Genomic DNA, 15,801 nt, shown 5'->3' with positions numbered 1-15,801 from the left:
CGGGTGGTTCGGGCGGCATGGCTCTCCAGGGTTGCGTGCGATTCGCAAGCATTCTAACGTGTGCGAAATGCACACGTCTACCGGGACGGCCACCGCTCCGCCGGCGCGGCGCGTCTTCTGCGCCCTGCTCATCGGCATGCTCATGGCCCAGCTCGACACCACGATCGTCGTCGCGGCACTGCCGAGCGTCACCGACGACCTCGCGTCGGGCGGCGCCGTGGCCGGCGTCACCGCCGCCTATCTGCTCACGGTCACCGTCTCCACCCCCGTCCACGGGACGCTCGGCGACCTGCTGGGCCGGCGCGCCGTGTTCCGGGGCGCGCTCGCGCTGTTCGCGCTGGGGTCCGTGGCCTGCGCGCTCGCCCCCACGCTGCCGGCGCTGACCGCCGCCCGGGCGCTCCAGGGTCTCGGCGGCGGCGGTCTGGTCGTCACGGCGATCAGCGCCCTCGCGCAGCTCTTCGGTCGGCAGGAGATGGTCCGCCGCCAGGGGTACCTCACCGGCGTCCTCGCGGTCTCCACGCTGGCCGGCCCGCCGCTCGGCGGGCTGCTGGCCGCCGGTCCCGGCTGGCGCTGGATCTTCCTGGTCAACCTCCCGCTCTGCGCGCTCGCCGCGCTGCTCGCGGCGGACGGGCTGCCCGGGCGCGCCGGGCGCGCCGCGGGCGGGCCGCGCCTCCGCTTCGACGTGGCGGGCACCGCGCTCGTCACCTTGGTCGGCGTGGGCGTGGTGGCCCTGGGCGCGTCCGAGTCGCTGGCGCGCGGCCCCGGCGCGGTCGTGGTGCTGGCGGTCGTGCTGGGGTGCGCGGCGGCCTTCGTGGCGGTCGAGCGCCGGTCCGCCGCGCCGTTGATCCCGCCCGCGCTCTTCGCCGACCCCGGGGTGGCCCGGAGCGTCGCGTCGACCGCCCTGGCCGGGACGGCGCTGTTCGGCGCGTTCACCTTCGTCCCGCTGGCCGTCCAGCGGGGCACCGGCGTCGGGGCCGGCGCGATCGGCCTGCTCCTGCTGGCGCTGACCGGTGGGCAGTTGCTCGCGACCGTCGCCTTCTCGGTGCTGGCGCGACGGTACGCGGTGCTGCCCGACTGGGGCCGGCTCGCGCTCGTCATGGGCGCCGTCGGCATGGCCGGGCTCGCCGTCCTGCCCGTGTCGAGCGGCGACGGCGGCGTCCTCGCCCTCGGGCTCGCCGGCGGCGGGATGGCGCTGACCGGCGCCGCCCTCGGGCTCTCCCTGCAGGCGTACACGCTGCTCGCCCAGGGCCGCGCCCGGCCGGACCTGATCGGCGCGACCATGGGGACGCTCGCCTTCGCCCGTCAGCTCGGCGGCTCCCTCGGCACCGCCGCCTTCGGCTGGGTCGTGCTCGCCGCGCCCAGCGAGCGCGCCGGGCTGACGCTGGCCCTCGGCGTGGCCGCCGGCTGCCTGGTCGCCGCGCTCCTGGTGGCGCCCCGACGCCGTGACGACCCGTCGGGCGCGGGGGATGACGGCGAGCGCCGGGGGTAGGGTTGTCGCGATCAGTGAGGCCCTTCCCGTCAGGTGGGAGGGCCCCTTTTCGCGAGTGGGCCTTCGCGGGCGGACCGGTGTTGACCGGGCGCGGGGCGCGACCGTAGAAAGGTCACGCGAAATTCGCGCAGGTCTCAACAGGATCGAACAGGGGACAGCACAGATGCGTGACGGGACCTTCCTCCACTTCCGATCCGCCGGGGCGAGCCTGGCACTCGACTGCACCGGCTCGGGACTGCCCCGGGTGGTGCACTGGGGCGAGGACCTGGGCGAGCTCTCGCCCGCGACGCTGGCGGCCGTGGTACGGGCCGGCCGCCCGCAGATAGCCACCAACAACGTCGACGTCGTGGTGCCGCTCGCCGTGCTGCCCGAGCACTCCGCCGGCTGGCAGGGCACACCGGGGCTCACCGGTCACCGGGCCGGCGCCGACTTCTCCACCGCCTTCGCCGTCACCTCGATCGAACAGCACGGGCAGGCCGTCGAGGTGACCGCCGAGGACGTGGGGGCCGGGCTCGAACTGCGGCTCGAGATCGAACTGACCGACGCCGGCCTCGTCAGGCAGCGCGCCACCGTCACCAACCAGGCCGAGGCGGACGCCGCGCCGTTCGCGCTCTCCGGGGTGCTGCTCACGCTGCCCGTGCCGGAGCGGGCCACGGAACTGCTCGACATGACCGGCCGCCACCTGCGCGAACGCAGCCCGCAGCGGCACGTGTTCACCATCGGCACGCACCTGCGCGAGAACCGCAGGGGCCGCACCGGCACGGACGCGGTCACGGTGCACGTGGCGGGCGAGCCCGGCTTCGGCTTCCGCTCCGGCGAGGTGTGGGGCCTGCACGTGGCCTGGAGCGGCAACCACCGCTCGCTGGCCGAGCGCACCATCAACGGCGTCGGGCTGCTCGGCGGCGGCGAGCTGCTGCTGGCCGGCGAGGTGGTGCTCGGCGCCGGCGAGTCGTACGTCTCGCCGTGGGTGTACGGCAGTTACGGGCGGACCGGGCTCGACGAACTGGCCGGCCGGTTCCACGGCCACCTGCGCGCCCGCCCGGGACACCCGCGGTCGCCGCGGCCGGTCACCCTCAACGTGTGGGAGGCCGTCTACTTCGACCACGACCTCGGCAAGCTCACCCGGCTCGCCGACCTCGCCGCCGGGATCGGCACCGAGCGGTTCGTGCTGGACGACGGCTGGTTCCGGGGCCGGCGCGACGACCACGCCGGGCTCGGCGACTGGTACGTGGACGAGACGGTGTGGCCCGACGGCCTGAACCCGCTGGTCGACCACGTCCGGGGCCTGGGCATGGAGTTCGGCCTGTGGGTGGAGCCGGAGATGGTCAACCCCAACTCCGACCTGGCCCGCGAGCACCCGGAGTGGATCCTGGCCACCGGCGACCGGATGCCGCCCGAGTCGCGCCACCAGCAGGTGCTGGACCTCGGCCACCCGGAGGCGTACGCGTACATCCTGGAGCGGCTCGACGCCATCGTCTCCGAGTACGCGCTGACGTACCTGAAGTGGGACCACAACCGCGACCTGGTGGAGGCCGGGCACAGCCCCACCGGCCGGGCCGGGGTGCGGGCCCAGACGCTCGCCGTCTACCGACTGCTCGACGAGCTGCGGTCGCGGCACCCGAGGTTGGAGATCGAGTCCTGCTCGTCCGGCGGCGGCAGGATCGACCTGGAGATCCTGGAGCGCACCGACCGGGTGTGGACCAGCGACTGCATCGACGCGCTGGAGCGGCAGCAGATCCAGCGCTGGACGGGCCTGCTGCTGCCGCCCGAACTGCTCGGCTGCCACGTGGGCGCGCACGCGGCGCACACCACCGGGCGCGTCCACACCCTGGGCTTCCGGGCCGGCACGGCGCTGTTCGGGCACTTCGGCATGGAGTGGGACCTGACCCAGGCCACCGAGGAGGACCTGGCGGCGCTGACCGGCTGGATCGAGCGCTACAAGGACCTGCGTCCGCTGCTGCACGGCGGCACGGTGGTCACCGGCGACCACCCCGACCCGGCCCTGTGGGTGCGCGGCGTCGTGGCGCCCGACCGGTCCCGGGCGGTGTACACGCTGGCGCAGGTGGCCACGAGCGTGCAGTCGCCGCCCGGGCGGGTCGCGCTGCCGGGGCTCGACCCGGCGGCCGAGTACCGGGTGTCTCCGCTGGCGCCGGGGGACGAGGTGCGGGGCCCCGCGTCGGACCGGCTGGCCTGGTGGACGGACGGCGGCGTGACGCTGCCGGGTCGGGTGCTGGGCTCGATCGGGGTGCGCGCGCCGTCGCAGCACCCGGAGCGGTTGGTGCTCCTCTCGGTGGAGCGCGTGTAGCGCGTGGAGCACGTGCGGCTCATGTGGCTCATGTGGCGCGGGTAGCCGGTTGTGGCGCGGGTGGCGGGGCGTGGCGGGCGCGTGGTTGCCCGTCGCGCGCCCGGGGGCGCGGATCGGGCCGGGGAACGGTACGCGGTGGCGGCGTGTCGTGGATGATGGGGCGGACCATCTGATAATCGTTCGCCGTCACCTTGGGGGAACCATGTCCGACCAACAGCCGTACTCCTGGGGGCCGCCCGGCCAGGAGGGTCAGCCCGGTCAGCCGGGGCAGCCGGGTCAGCCCCCCGCGGGCCAGCCGGGTCAGCCCGGTCAGCCCGGTCAGCCCGGTCAGTCGGGGCCGTACCAGGCCGGGCCCTACGCCGCCGGCCAGCCGGGGCAGCCGGGGCAGCCCGGCGCGTACCCGCCGCCCGGTGGCTACCCGGCGCCGCCCGGCGCCCCCTTCGGCGCCTACCCGCCGGACCCGGGCGCCCCCTACGGCCGCGACCCGATGGGCCGCCCCTACTCCGGCAAGTCCAAGATCATCGCGGGCGTGCTCCAGCTCCTGCTGGGCGGCGTCGGCGCCGGCCGCTGGTACACCGGCCACTACGGCCAGGCCGTCGCCATGCTGCTCACCTGCGGCGGCCTCGGCGTCTGGGCGCTCGTCGACGGCATCATGCTGCTCGTCAAGAACGACTGGACCGACGCCGAGGGCCGGATCCTCAAGCCCTGACGCCCCGACGACCGTCCCCGACCACGGGCCCCGACCATGCCGTCGCTCCTCCGCCGCGAAGCCGTCCCGCCGCTCGCCGTCCTGGCCGGCGGGCTGGCCGGTGCCGGCTACCTGCTGGTCGCCGACCCGCATGAGGGCGGCGGCCCGCCCCTGCCCCGCTGCCCGGTCAACTGGGCCACCGGCCTGCTCTGCCCGGCCTGCGGCGGCACCCGGATGGCCTACGACCTGCTCCACGGCGACCTGGTCGGCGCCGTCCACGACAACGCGGCGCTGCTGCTGCTCGGCGTCCCGCTGGCCGGCTGGCTGACGGGCCGCTGGCTGCTCGACGGGCTCCGCGGCCGCCGGTACCGACCGCGCTTCGGCCCGTGGGGCGTGGCGACGGTGCTCGGCGTGGCCGGGGCCTGGACACTGCTGCGCAACCTCGTGGGCTGACCCGCCGGACGCGCGCTCGCCGGGTGCGCCGCCCGGTACGGCGGTGAAATGGGCGCATGGGAGTGCCCGCTCGGCTCATGGTCCTGCTCACCGGCGTCGCCGGCGCGGTCGACGCCGCCGCCTTCATCGAGCTCGACGAGGTCTTCGTCGCCAACCAGACCGGCAACGGCGTGCTGCTCGCCATCGGCCTCGCGACGTCCGTGCTGCCCGGCCACGCCGTCGGCGGCGTCGCCGGGCCGGCCGCCTCACTCCTCGGGTTCTGCGTCGGCGGGGTGGCGGCGGCCTGGCTCGGGCGGCTGGTGCCGGCGTGGGGGGTGCTGGTGCTCGAGGTCGCGCTGCTCTCCGCGGCCGCCGGATTCGTCTGGGCGCCGTCCGCGTTGTGCGCGGCGCTGCTGGCCTCGGCGATGGGCGCCCAGAGCGTCTACGCGGTGCGGGCCGGTGTACCCGGGGTGACGACGACGGTCGTCACGGGCACGCTGGCCGCGCTCTTCGTGCGGGCCACCGGAGGGGCGCGGGAGCGCCAGAACGCGCCGCTGCTCGCGCTGGTGTGGCTGGCCTACTTCGTCGGCGCGCTGGGCGGAGCCGTGGTGACGCTCGCGTAGGCCCGGCTCCCCTCGACTACGACGTCAGCAGCACGACCTTGCCGGTGGTCGCCCGGGTCTCCAACGCGCGGTGGGCGCGGGCGGCCTCGGCCAGCGGGAAGCGCTGGACCAGCGGCACCACGGCTCCGGCGGCGGCCTGCGTGAACGACTCCTCCTCCAGCAGGCGCAGCTTCTCCGGGCCGCCGATCCGGTCCATGAGGGTGGGGCCGAGCGCGGTCACCGAGGTGATGCCGCGCGCGGCCTGCTCCTCGGCGCTGGGCGCGACGTGGCCGCCGGCGTCCACGCCGGTCGAGGCGTAGCCGTAGCAGACGTGGACGCCGCCGGGCGCCACCAGGTTCAGCGCCGCGTGGCCGCGTTCGCCGCCGACGCCCTCGAAGAGGTGGTCGACCGGCCGGTCGCCGTGGGCGGCGCGCACCAGGTCCGCCCAGTGGGGTTCGTCGTAGTCCACGGCCTGGTCGGCGCCGAGGTCCCTGACCACGGCGACCTTGCCCGGTCCGCCGGCGGCGCCGATGACGGTGGCGCCCCGGTTTCTGGCGTACTGGACGAGCAGCGCGCCGATGCCGCCGGCGGCGGCCAGCACCAGCACCGTGTCGCCGGCCTCGATCTCCGTGAAGCGGAGGATGCCCATGGCCATCCGGCCGGTGCCGAGCAGGGCCACGGCCTGGTCGAAGGGCAGGTCGTCGGGGAGCGCGTGCGGCCTGTCCTGCGCGGCGACGGCCTGGCTGGCGTACCCGCCGGGCACCATGCCGAGGTGGACGGCGACGCGGCGGCCGAGCCAGCCGGGATCCGCGCCCTCGCCGACGGCGTCCACGACGCCGGCGACCTCGCGGCCGGGGACGGTGGGCAGTTCGGGCACGGGGAAGTGCGGCGCCTCGGGCACCGGGCCCTGCCGCAGCACGGTGTCGACGAGGTGGACACCGGCCGCCGCCACGGCGATCCGGACCTGGCCGGGGCCCGGGGTGAGGTCCGGGACCTCCTCGTACACCAGGTTCTCGGCCGGGCCGAAGGCGTGGAGTCGGACGGCGTGCATGGGCGCTCCCTGACGCTGGGGGGTGGGCGGACGCCCTCAGCCTCCGACCTCAAGGAGACTTGAAGTCAAGTGCGGGTCGGCGAAGGCGTTGATGCTCCTCCCGGTTGTCAGTGGTGGGCGTCAGGATGGGCACCATGGCGAAACCCGCGAAGTCAGCGAAGTCGGCGAGGACAGCGAAGCCGGCGCGGTCCGCACCGTCTGTGCGGCCCCCCGCCCGGCCGAAGTTCGAGCTGCCCGAGCTGCGGCCCTTCGAGGCCGGCGGCGTGCTCCGGTCCGAGGGCGACTACGACGCGTTGGAGTTCGCCGACCTCGATCTGACGGGCGCGGAGGCGCGGTCTGCCACCTTCCTCGACTGCGCGCTGCGGCGCTGCGTGCTCACCGAGGCGGATCTGCGGCGGGCCAGGCTCCTCGACAGCCTGCTCGACGCGCCGCACGGGGTGGGCACCGCGCTGCAGGACGCGCAGCTGCGGGACCTGGAGATCACCGAGCCGCGGCTGGGCGGGGTCCAGCTGAGCGGGGCCACCCTGACCCGGGTCGTGGTCCGGGGCGGCAAGATCGACTATCTGAACCTGCGTCAGGCGAAGCTGGTGGACGTGACCTTCGAGGGCTGCGTCCTCGTCGAGCCGGATCTGGGCGGCGCCAGCCTCGAGCGGGTCTCCTTCGAGAACTGCGAGCTGCGGGGCCTCGACCTCACGGCCGCCGAATTCCGCGACGTCGACCTGCGCGGCGCCGCCGGCCTGGAGATCACCCGCGGCTTCGACCGCCTCAGCGGCGCGGTGATCACCCCCTCCCAGCTCCTCGACCTGGCCCCCCGCCTCGCCGCCGAGCTGGGCCTCCGCGTGGAGGGGTAGCGGGCGGTTGATCACACATTCGGGTGGCAGAGCCCGTCGTGGCTTGGGGGCCCACTCTGACAACGTCGCTGTGTGACGAAGGAGGCCGCCGTGGTGATGACGATGCCCGAGCGCGAGACGTGCACAGCAGCCGACGAGGTCACGGCCGCATCGGCGGAAACGGCCTTCGACGCGTTCAGCGCGGCGGCTCCGGAGGGCTGGCGTGTGGAACTGATCGATGAGGAAATCCACGTGACGCCCCCAGCCAATGGTGACTGTGAGTCGGTTCTGGCCGAGATCGTCAGCGAAAAGCTGTTCCTGCCCGAGCCGCTCGGGTTCGACCTCGACACCGGCGAGTTCTGAGCGCGGGCCGTCGAGATCACTGGCCCTACGGGCGATCGCGGGGGATGATGCCCGCGCACGCGATCGATCGAGGGGTGCGGATGAACCGGCTGCCCGGCACGGCCAGATGGGCTCGCGCGACGCTTCTCGTCGTGGGGGCGGCGGGCGTGGTCGCCGGCGGGTGGCTGACGGTGGTCGCCGCCACGTTCGAGACCGGCGCGCTCGGTGAGCTGATCCTGGGGATGTTGCTGCTCGCGGCGCTCGGCGTCGCGCTGTTCGCCGTGCTCGCGTTCGCGATCGCGGCGCGATTCGCCGACGGCGGTGACGGGGTCCGCCTCGGGGCGGTCGCCATGGGCTGGGCGCTCGTCGTCGGCAGCGGGGGCGCCGGCCTCGCGGTGCACGGCGCGTGGGGTGTCGGCGTGGCCGTGGGCGGGTTGTTGGCGCTCCTCGCGACCAGGGAGGACACCAGGGACTGGTTCGCCGCCCGGCCGAAGGCCCCCCGGGGGTGAGCCGGGGGGCCTTCGGGCCGACTCGCTCGGCGAGGCGGGGCGGGACTCAGACGTTGACGCCGAAGTCCTGGGCGATGCCGGAGAGGCCGGACGCGTAGCCCTGGCCGACCGCGCGGAACTTCCACTCGGCGCCGCTGCGGTAGAGCTCGCCGAAGATCATGGCGGTCTCGGTCGAGGCGTCCTCGGTGAGGTCGTAGCGGGCGATCTCCGCGCCGCCGGCCTGGTTGAGGACCCGGATGAACGCGTTCCGCACCTGGCCGAAGTTCTGGCCACGGTTCTCGGCGTCGTGGATGGAGACCGGGAAGACGATCTTGTCCACCTCGGGCGGCAGGCTGGCCAGCGCGACGTTGATCTGCTCGTCGTCGCCCTCACCCTGACCGGTCAGGTTGTCACCGGTGTGCTGGATGGTGCCGTCGGGCGTGGTCAGGTTGTTGTAGAAGATGAAGTGCTGGTCCGAGACGATCTTGCCGCTCGCGTTGATCGCAAGGGCGCTCGCGTCCAGGTCGAAGTCGGCACCGGTGGTGGTGCGGACGTCCCACCCGAGGCCGACCGTGACGGCGGTCAGGCCAGGAGCCTCCTTGCTCAGCGAGACGTTGCCGCCCTTGGACAGGCTCACACCCATGTTGAGATCCCCAATTTCCATTCAGTTCGGACCGAAGGTGCGTCCGGAACGCGTTTTGCGATGACGTTACTCTTACCGACCCCAACGGTGTCAGGGGGTCGCGGGGTTCCGCAGGTCGCGGAAAAAACCCGTAGGTGGGACACGGCCCGACGCGGGACCATGGAGGCATGTCCGGTCCCTATCGCATACGAGGTGCGGTCAGCCTGCCCGAGTCGGAGCTGCGCTGGCGTTTCTCGCGTTCCTCGGGTCCGGGCGGCCAGCACGTCAACACGACCGACAGCCAGGTGGAGCTGCGCTTCGACCTGGCCGCCACCGAGGCGCTGCCCCCGGTCTGGAAGGAGCGGGCGCTGGCGCGGCTGGCCGGGCGGCTGGCGGACGGCGGAGTGGTCGTGGTGCGGGCCAGCGAGCACCGCTCCCAGTGGCGGAACCGCGAGGCGGCCGCGCTGCGGCTCGCCGGGCTGCTCGCGGAGGCGTCCGCGCCGCCGCCCCCGGAGCGCCGGGCGCGGCGGGTGCCGCGTGGCGTCGTCGAGCGGCGGCTGCGGGACAAGAAGAACCGCGCCGACGTGAAGCGCGGGCGAGGCCGTAACCCCGGCTGGGACTGAGCCCGCCGGCCGGCCGGATCGGCGGGGCCGGCCGGTCAGCCGAGCCGGTGGTAGCCGGCCCGGTAGTAGAGCAGCGGGCCGCCCCCGGCCGCCTGGGGGCCCCTCCCCGCGGTGGCCGGCGGAAGGGCGGCGGTCAGCACCCGGCCGATCAGCAGCGTGTGGTCGCCGGCCGCGACCCGCTGTTCGGTGCGGCACTCGATCGTGGCCAGCGCCCCCTTCAGCAGCGGGGCCCCGGTGGTCTCGCCCAGCAGGTGCGGCACATCCTGGAAGAGCAGCCGGTCGCTGAGCCGCCCCTTCATCGCGAACCGCCCGGCCACCGGCCGCTGCTCCTCGGTCAGCAGCGAGGCCGCCCAGAGCGGCTGCCGCTCCAGCACCTCGTCCATCCGTGAGCCGGTGCGCACGCTGGCCAACACCAGGGGCGGTTCGAGGGAGACGGACATGAACGCCGTGGCCGTCATGCCGGCCGGCGCGCCGCGCGGGCCGTCCTCCTCGTCGTGCGCCGTCAGCAGCACGACCCCGGCCGCGAGCCGGGCCATGGCGCCGCGGAACTCCTCCTCGCTCACCCCTTCATGATGAGGGACCAGCGGTGCGGACTGACCGGCTGAGGCGCCGGCACGGGGCGATGGCGGGCGTGGTGAGGGGGACACGCCGAAAACGCTAATGGCACTCTGCGAGGTTCCGCATCGGGCTCGGGAACCAGGTAGCCTCGCGCGACGTCCTACGTCCCGCGACCGAGCACTCTCGCAGTGTGACATGAATCACAGTAGGCGACTAATTGCTGACCCTGTGTACCTAGCAGACAGCTCATTGTGATTCAGTGGCCTGTGTATCTGCACGTGCATTTCGCGCATCCGGGGGAGTGATGGAAACGGAGACGGAGCCATATGTGCGCCTCGCCTCTCTGCGGGAGTTGCACCAGGTTGTCGCTCAACTGAACACCGCCCGAAGCATGGCAGACACCCTTCAGACCGTCGCCGACGGCGCGGTCGCCGCCCTCGGGTTCGAACTCGCCGCCGTCAACCTCGTCAGAGACGACGGCAACCTGCTGGTCGCCGCCGTGGCCGGCAACGACTCGGCGGAGGCCGCGATGGCCGGTCGCGCCGGCTCCCGGGCCTCCTGGGAGCGCCGCCTCACCATGGGGGAGCGCTGGGGCGAGCTGCGGTTCATCCCCTACACCGAGGGCTGGGTGCTGGATCACGACGACGTGCCGCAGTGGCACACCACGGGGCCCGCCCCCCGTTATCCCGACGAGTGGCACCCCATGGACCGGCTCTTCGCCCCCATGTACGCCTCGGACGGCGAGCTGCTCGCCGTGCTGGAGGTCGACCGGCCGCGCGACGGCAAGCGCCCGGGGCCGTGGGGCTGCGAGGCCCTCCAGCTCTACGCCTCGCAGGCCGCGATAGCCATCGGCAACGCCCGGCTCCGCGGCAACATGCAACGCGCGCTGGTCCGGCTCGAACGGGAGCAACAGGCGCTGCGCGCCAGCGAGGAGAGCTTCCGGCAGGCGTTCGAGTACGCGCCGAGCGGCATGGCCATAGCGGAGGTCGGCGGCGAGGGCCACGGCCGGCTGATCCGGGTCAACGACGCGCTCTGCCGGCTGCTCGGCCGCCCGGTCGCGATGCTCAGGCGCTACAGCTTCGCCGACCTCGTCCACCCCGAGGACACCGGCGTGCTGCTGCGCACCGCCGCCGAGGGCGGCCGCGCCGAGCTCCGCCTCCAGCGCCGCGACGGCTCCTACGTCTGGGTCTCGCTCCGCAACTCGGTGGTCGCCGACCCCACCGCCGGGCCGCAGGTGCAGCTCACCCACGTCGAGGACATCGAGGAACGCAAGCGCCACGAGCTGGCCCTCGCCCACCGCGCCAGCCACGACTCGCTCACCGGCCTGCCCAACAGCGCCGAGCTGCGCGCGCGGCTCGGCGGCCGGATCTGCGGCGTCGTGCCCGACCCGTACGGTCAGCCGGGCGTGCCCGCCGCGAACCGCGCCACCGACGCCTTCGGCGGCCTCGGTACCCCGGCGGGCCGTCCCTACGACCTGCACGAGCACGTGCTGGTGCCGGAGGCGCCCGCCGGGGACGGCAAGGGGCTCGCGGTGCTCTTCTGCGACCTGGACGGCTTCAAGTCCATCAACGACCGGTTCGGCCACGTGTGCGGCGACGCCGTGCTGGTGGAGGTCGCCCGCCGGCTGGAGGCCGGCGTCCGCGACAGGGACACCGTCGCCCGGCTCGGCGGCGACGAGTTCGTGGTGCTCGCCGAGGGCCTGGGCCCGGACGACGCCTCCGACCTCGCCGTCCGGCTCCGCAACGGCATCATCCCGCCGATCCGCTGGGAGAACCGGCAGGTCAGGGTCGGCGCCAGCTTCGGCATCGGCTGGGCCGCCTGCGGGATGACCACCGAGGAGATCCTGGAGTCGGCCGACCAGCGGATGTACGTCGAGAAGCGTTCCCGCTCCCAGGGGAGGCGCCGTGCGGGGTAGCTCTGTCCGAGCCTCCGTGTCACTCGAACGCGGTAGGCTCGCGCCCGTACACCAGTGGTACCTAAGGAGCGGCAGTCGATGAGTGCGGGGAACACCGGCGGCGGAACGCCCGGCGAGGGCGATGACCCGTTCGCCTATCTCTATCGACCCGAGGACGGGCAGCCCCAGGCGCCGTCCGGGCCCCGCCAACCCTCGTACAACCAGGTCAGACCGGTGGGCCAGCGTACCTTCGGCGGTCAGCAGGGACAGCAGGGCGGCGGCTACGGCTATCCGCCGCAGCAGCATCCCGACGCGCGCTACGCGGCGCCCGAGACCCGCCCGCAGGGCATGCCGCCCGGCGGCCACGGCGGCCACGGCCGGCGTCAGGCCCCCGAGCCGCGGCGGAACGGGCTGCTGATCGGCGCGATCGCGGTGGTGCTGGCCGTCGTCATCGGCGTCGGCGCGGCCATCGTGTTCAGCGGCGGCGAGGACGACAACCAGGCCGACGGCCAGGAGACCACGGCCCCCACCGACGACTCGGAGAACGGCGGGGACGACGGCGGCGACGACGAACCGTCGGAGGCGCCGACCGGCGACACGGCGGACGGCGGGCTGCCGGCCGCCGAGATGAGCGATCTCCAGCTCTCCGGGATCAGCGTGGCCTCCGGCCTGGAGGGCGCCCGCTCGTCCGACGGCAGCTACGTCGCCGTGCAGAACGCGCAGAACTCGACCATCACCTGGAGCTTCGAGTACGACGGCGAACCCGGCACCTACCGGGTGAACATCGGCTACTCGGTCGCCAGCGACGGGCAGACGATGGCCATGTCCTTCAACTCCACCCCCCGCGAGGACCCGGTGGAGATGCTCAACTACGGGGCCACCCAGCTGGGCGAGGGCTGGTACTCGACGTGGAAGCAGGTCGAGCTGACCGCCGGCACCAACACCGTCCAGCTCACCTGCGCCGGCTCCTGCGACGTGCTGGTCGACTCCCTCACCGTCGGGGAGAACGAGTAGGGGTCACCGCAGCACCGCGATCAGCCGCTCCGCCTCCGCCCGCACGGCCTCGCGGCCGGCGGCGAGGTAGGGGCGGGGGTCGACGGCCCGGGGGGCGCGGGCCAGCTCGGCCCGGATCGCGCCGGTCAGGGCCGCGTTGAGCGCCGTGCCGATGTTGATCTTGGTCATGCCGGCCGCCACCGCCCGCCGCAACTCCTCGTCCGGCACCCCGGACGAGCCGTGCAGCACCAGCGGGACCCCGGTGGCGGCGGCCAGCCGCCGGATCAGGCCGTGGTCGAGCGTCGCCGTGCGCCGGGTCATCGCGTGCGTGCTGCCCACCGCCACCGCGAGCGCGTCCACCCCGGTCGCCGCGGCGTAGGCCGCCGCCTCCGCCGGGTCGGTCCGCGCCCCCGGCGCGTGCGCGTCGACCGCCTCGCCGGCCTTGCCGCCGATCCGGCCGAGCTCCGACTCCACCAGCAGCCCGTGCGCGCGCCCGAAGCGCACCGCCTCCGCCGTCGCCTTCACGTTCTCGTCGTACGGCAGCCGCGAGGCGTCGAACATCACCGAGCCGAAGCCGGCCGCCGGCGCCGCCCGCAGCAGCTCCGGGTCCTTCACATGGTCCAGGTGCAGGGCCAGCCGGGCCGGCGAGCCGTCCGCCAGGGCGGTCAGCGCGGCGGCCAGCGGCCCGAGCCGGCCGCCGTGGTGCGCCACCGCGTTCTGCGAGACCTGTAACACCACCGGTGCGCCGGTCGCCTCGGCCGCGGCCACCACCGCCTGCGCGTGCTCCAGGGTGATCACGTTGAACGCGGGCAGCGCCCGCCCCGTCGCGAAGGCCGAGGACAGCAGCTCGGCGCACGGCGTCACGGGCACGGCCGCACCACCCACGCGCCCCGACGCATCACGCCGACCACCCGGAACCCGCCGTCCAGCACCACCAGATCGGCGTCCTTGCCCTCCTCGATCGAGCCGGTCCTGTCGTCCAGCCCGAGCAGCCTGGCGGGGGTGGCGGACAGCGCCCGCACCGCGTCCGGCACCGGGATGCCGTCCACCGTGACGGCCCGCCGGAACGCCCGGTCGAGCGTCAGCGTGGAGCCGGCGATGGTGCCGACGTCCTGGAGCCTGGCCACCCCCTCGGTGACCTCGACGGTCAGCGGACCGAGCGGATAGGTGCCGTCGCCCATGCCGGCCGCGCCCATCGCGTCGGTGATCAGCGCCACCCGGTCGGGGCCGGCCGTGCCGAAGGCCAGCCGCAGCGCGGCCGGGTGCAGATGGACGCCGTCGTCGATCAGCTCCACCGTGACCCGCTCGTCCTCCAGCAGCGCCGCCACCGGGCCCGGCGAGCGGTGGGCGAGTGGCGGCATGGCGTTGAACAGGTGGGTGGCCACGGTCGCGCCGGCGTCGACGGCCAGCCGGGTCGTCTCGTAGTCGGCGTCGGTGTGGCCGATGGCGGCGATCACCCCCGTCTCCCGCAGCAGCCGCACCGAGTCGAGGCCGCCGGGGAGTTCGGGGGCCAGCGTCACCATCCGGGCGGTGCCGCGGGCGGCGTCCAGCAGCTTGCGCACGTCCGACGGATCGGGGTCGCGCAGCAGCGAGGGCTGGTGCGCGCCGCACCGGTTGCGGGCGATGAACGGGCCCTCGAAGTGGACGCCGGCCAGCTCGCCCTGTTCGGCGAGGTCGGCCAGCACCCCGGCTTGCGCGGCCAGGTCGCCCAACTCGCCGGTGACCGTGGAGGCCACCATCGTGGTCGTGCCGTGCGCCCGGTGCGTCTCGATCACCCGCAGCGCCTCGTCGACGGTGCCCGCCGAGAAGGAGGCCCCGCCGCCGCCGTGCGCGTGCAGGTCGACGAAGCCGGGGAGCACCCAGTGCCCGGTCAGGTCGAGCACCGGGGCCGAGTCGGTCTCGTCGCGCAGGCCGGCGGCGATCCGGCCGTCCTCGACGGTGACCCGGCCGGCCTCGACCATGCCGCTCGGGCGCACCACGGTGGCGTTGGCCAGCACGGTGCGGGGCTCGGTGAAGGGCGTGCTCATGACGGCACCACCTCCGCCGTGGCGGCGGCGTGTCGGGCGTCCCAGGCGAGCAGCCCGGCGCCGAGGCAGCCGGCCGCGTCGCCGAGGGCGGCCGGCACCACCTCGGGCAGGTGGTGGAAGGGGGCGGCGCGCGCGGCGAGCGCGGCGCGCAGCGGGGTGAGCAGCGTCTCGCCGGCCTCGGCCAGGCCCCCGCCGACGATCAGGGTCCGCGGGTCGAGCAGGCTGACGGCGGCCATCATGCCGTCGGCGAGCGCGTCCACCGCCCGCGCCCAGACGTCGACGGCACGCGGGTCGCCGGCGACGACGGCACGCGCCGCGTCGGCCGCGTCGAGCCCGGGGACGCCGGCCGCGGCGGCCCAGGCGCGGCCCACGGCGGCCGCCGAGGCGACGGCCTCCAGACAGCCGCGCCGGCCGCAGCCGCAGAGCGTGCCGCCGGGGCGCACCACCACGTGGCCGAGCTCGCCCGCCCTGCCGTGCGCGCCGGGTTCGGTGCGGCCGTCGATCGACAGGGCGGTCGCGATGCCGGTGCCGAGCGCCACCAGCAGGAAGCGGTCGACGCCGGCGCCGGCGCCGAGCCGGCCCTCGGCGAGCGCGGCCACCCGCAGGTCGTGCCCGAGGGCGACCGGCACCGCGCCGCCGAGCCGCTCGGTGAGCAGCCGGCGGATGGGGACGTCCCGCCAGCCGAGGTTGGCCGAGTAGACGGCCACCCCGGCCGCCTCGTCCACGGCGCCGGGCAGCCCGACGCCGACGGCGGCCGGCGGCCGGCCGAAGCGTTCCTCGCCGACCGCCCGCAGCTCGTCGGCGAAGTCCAGGATGGCGGCCACGGCGCCGTCTGGACCGCCGCCCCCGTCCCCGCC

General features: G+C 74.8%; 17 protein-coding genes. 11 read left to right on the top strand and 6 right to left on the bottom strand.

Annotated elements, in window-relative coordinates; translation table 11 throughout:
• Positions 1-67 precede the first annotated feature (67 nt).
• The 5 genes from E1283_RS15580 to E1283_RS15560 all read left to right on the top strand — a co-directional run bounded on the left by E1283_RS15580 (position 68) and on the right by E1283_RS15560 (position 5,537).
• Positions 68-1,489: an MFS transporter gene (locus E1283_RS15580; protein ID WP_132818636.1), complete on the top strand. Its 1,422-nt coding sequence runs from the start codon at positions 68-70 to the stop codon at positions 1,487-1,489.
• Positions 1,490-1,652: 163 nt separating this feature from the next.
• Positions 1,653-3,794 (top strand): alpha-galactosidase, encoded by a 2,142-nt coding sequence (locus tag E1283_RS15575; RefSeq protein ID WP_132818635.1) that lies wholly within the window; start codon positions 1,653-1,655, stop codon positions 3,792-3,794.
• Positions 3,795-3,996: 202 nt separating this feature from the next.
• Positions 3,997-4,503, top strand: coding sequence for a TM2 domain-containing protein (locus tag E1283_RS15570; protein WP_132818634.1), 507 nt, complete (start codon positions 3,997-3,999; stop codon positions 4,501-4,503).
• A 36-nt stretch (positions 4,504-4,539) separates the two neighbouring features.
• Complete coding sequence (locus E1283_RS15565) at positions 4,540-4,935, top strand: DUF2752 domain-containing protein (RefSeq protein WP_132818633.1); 396 nt, start codon at positions 4,540-4,542, stop codon at positions 4,933-4,935.
• Between the two features lie 56 nt (positions 4,936-4,991).
• Positions 4,992-5,537, top strand: coding sequence for a DUF1275 family protein (locus E1283_RS15560; RefSeq protein ID WP_132818632.1), 546 nt, complete (start codon positions 4,992-4,994; stop codon positions 5,535-5,537).
• Positions 5,538-5,553: 16 nt separating this feature from the next.
• On the opposite strand, the gene E1283_RS15555 is transcribed toward E1283_RS15560, so the two are convergent.
• Complete coding sequence (locus tag E1283_RS15555; protein WP_132818631.1) at positions 5,554-6,567, bottom strand: zinc-binding dehydrogenase; 1,014 nt, start codon at positions 6,565-6,567, stop codon at positions 5,554-5,556.
• Between the two features lie 200 nt (positions 6,568-6,767).
• Between E1283_RS15555 and E1283_RS39450 the strand changes: the two genes are divergently transcribed.
• From E1283_RS39450 to E1283_RS15540, 3 genes are all read left to right on the top strand, one after another.
• Positions 6,768-7,418: a pentapeptide repeat-containing protein gene (locus tag E1283_RS39450; RefSeq protein ID WP_279571258.1), complete on the top strand. Its 651-nt coding sequence runs from the start codon at positions 6,768-6,770 to the stop codon at positions 7,416-7,418.
• A 72-nt stretch (positions 7,419-7,490) separates the two neighbouring features.
• On the top strand, positions 7,491-7,760 hold the full coding sequence (locus E1283_RS15545) for a hypothetical protein (RefSeq protein WP_132818629.1): 270 nt from the start codon (positions 7,491-7,493) through the stop codon (positions 7,758-7,760).
• 80 nt (positions 7,761-7,840) lie between these two features.
• Positions 7,841-8,248: a hypothetical protein gene (locus E1283_RS15540; protein WP_132818628.1), complete on the top strand. Its 408-nt coding sequence runs from the start codon at positions 7,841-7,843 to the stop codon at positions 8,246-8,248.
• A 46-nt stretch (positions 8,249-8,294) separates the two neighbouring features.
• On the opposite strand, the gene E1283_RS15535 is transcribed toward E1283_RS15540, so the two are convergent.
• Complete coding sequence (locus tag E1283_RS15535) at positions 8,295-8,870, bottom strand: TerD family protein (RefSeq protein WP_132818627.1); 576 nt, start codon at positions 8,868-8,870, stop codon at positions 8,295-8,297.
• Between the two features lie 167 nt (positions 8,871-9,037).
• Here E1283_RS15535 and arfB point away from each other — a divergent pair, with 167 nt between their 5' ends.
• A complete protein-coding gene (gene arfB / locus E1283_RS15530) occupies positions 9,038-9,472 on the top strand; it encodes an alternative ribosome rescue aminoacyl-tRNA hydrolase ArfB (protein WP_132818626.1) in 435 nt (144 codons plus the stop codon).
• A gap of 35 nt (positions 9,473-9,507) precedes the next feature.
• On the opposite strand, the gene E1283_RS15525 is transcribed toward arfB, so the two are convergent.
• Positions 9,508-10,035: a flavin reductase family protein gene (locus tag E1283_RS15525; protein WP_425086179.1), complete on the bottom strand. Its 528-nt coding sequence runs from the start codon at positions 10,033-10,035 to the stop codon at positions 9,508-9,510.
• A gap of 299 nt (positions 10,036-10,334) precedes the next feature.
• Here E1283_RS15525 and cdgB point away from each other — a divergent pair, with 299 nt between their 5' ends.
• Both cdgB and E1283_RS15515 read left to right on the top strand, forming a co-directional pair.
• On the top strand, positions 10,335-11,945 hold the full coding sequence (cdgB, locus tag E1283_RS15520; RefSeq protein ID WP_132818625.1) for a diguanylate cyclase CdgB: 1,611 nt from the start codon (positions 10,335-10,337) through the stop codon (positions 11,943-11,945).
• A gap of 78 nt (positions 11,946-12,023) precedes the next feature.
• Entirely contained in the window at positions 12,024-12,938 is a 915-nt protein-coding gene (locus tag E1283_RS15515; protein WP_132818624.1) for a carbohydrate-binding protein, read from the top strand.
• Between the two features lie 3 nt (positions 12,939-12,941).
• Here the strand turns inward: E1283_RS15515 and E1283_RS15510 are convergent, their stop codons facing one another.
• The 3 genes from E1283_RS15510 to E1283_RS15500 are packed head-to-tail and all read right to left on the bottom strand — an operon-like array spanning position 12,942 to position 15,768.
• The gene (locus E1283_RS15510; RefSeq protein WP_132818623.1) at positions 12,942-13,787 is read right to left on the bottom strand and encodes a class II fructose-bisphosphate aldolase; all 846 of its coding nucleotides are present in this window, start codon (positions 13,785-13,787) and stop codon (positions 12,942-12,944) included.
• Positions 13,778-14,944, bottom strand: coding sequence for an N-acetylglucosamine-6-phosphate deacetylase (gene nagA, locus E1283_RS15505; RefSeq protein ID WP_132818622.1), 1,167 nt, complete (start codon positions 14,942-14,944; stop codon positions 13,778-13,780). The genes E1283_RS15510 and nagA overlap by 10 nt, the downstream gene beginning before the upstream one ends.
• Positions 14,941-15,768, bottom strand: coding sequence for an ROK family protein (locus tag E1283_RS15500; protein ID WP_243744863.1), 828 nt, complete (start codon positions 15,766-15,768; stop codon positions 14,941-14,943). The genes nagA and E1283_RS15500 overlap by 4 nt, the downstream gene beginning before the upstream one ends.
• Positions 15,769-15,801: the final 33 nt, after the last annotated feature.

The organism is Streptomyces hainanensis, from assembly GCF_004348415.1.
Taxonomy (GTDB): Bacteria; Actinomycetota; Actinomycetes; order Streptomycetales; family Streptomycetaceae; genus Streptomyces; species Streptomyces hainanensis.
This window is presented reverse-complemented; position numbering and strand designations above follow the sequence as displayed.

What these genes read in the sequence shown, in the direction of transcription:
- E1283_RS15565 (WP_132818633.1), top strand. Translation starts at nt 4,540, where the DNA reads ATGCCGTCGCTCCTCCGCCGCGAAGCCGTCCCGCCGCTCGCCGTCCTG.
- E1283_RS15575 (WP_132818635.1), top strand. Translation starts at nt 1,653, where the DNA reads ATGCGTGACGGGACCTTCCTCCACTTCCGATCCGCCGGGGCGAGCCTG.
- E1283_RS15570 (WP_132818634.1), top strand. Translation starts at nt 3,997, where the DNA reads ATGTCCGACCAACAGCCGTACTCCTGGGGGCCGCCCGGCCAGGAGGGT.
- E1283_RS15535 (WP_132818627.1), bottom strand. Translation starts at nt 8,870, where the DNA reads ATGGGTGTGAGCCTGTCCAAGGGCGGCAACGTCTCGCTGAGCAAGGAG.
- arfB (WP_132818626.1), top strand. Translation starts at nt 9,038, where the DNA reads ATGTCCGGTCCCTATCGCATACGAGGTGCGGTCAGCCTGCCCGAGTCG.
- E1283_RS15580 (WP_132818636.1), top strand. Translation starts at nt 68, where the DNA reads ATGCACACGTCTACCGGGACGGCCACCGCTCCGCCGGCGCGGCGCGTC.
- E1283_RS15515 (WP_132818624.1), top strand. Translation starts at nt 12,024, where the DNA reads ATGAGTGCGGGGAACACCGGCGGCGGAACGCCCGGCGAGGGCGATGAC.
- nagA (WP_132818622.1), bottom strand. Translation starts at nt 14,944, where the DNA reads ATGAGCACGCCCTTCACCGAGCCCCGCACCGTGCTGGCCAACGCCACC.
- E1283_RS15540 (WP_132818628.1), top strand. Translation starts at nt 7,841, where the DNA reads ATGAACCGGCTGCCCGGCACGGCCAGATGGGCTCGCGCGACGCTTCTC.
- E1283_RS15560 (WP_132818632.1), top strand. Translation starts at nt 4,992, where the DNA reads ATGGGAGTGCCCGCTCGGCTCATGGTCCTGCTCACCGGCGTCGCCGGC.
- E1283_RS15555 (WP_132818631.1), bottom strand. Translation starts at nt 6,567, where the DNA reads ATGCACGCCGTCCGACTCCACGCCTTCGGCCCGGCCGAGAACCTGGTG.
- cdgB (WP_132818625.1), top strand. Translation starts at nt 10,335, where the DNA reads ATGGAAACGGAGACGGAGCCATATGTGCGCCTCGCCTCTCTGCGGGAG.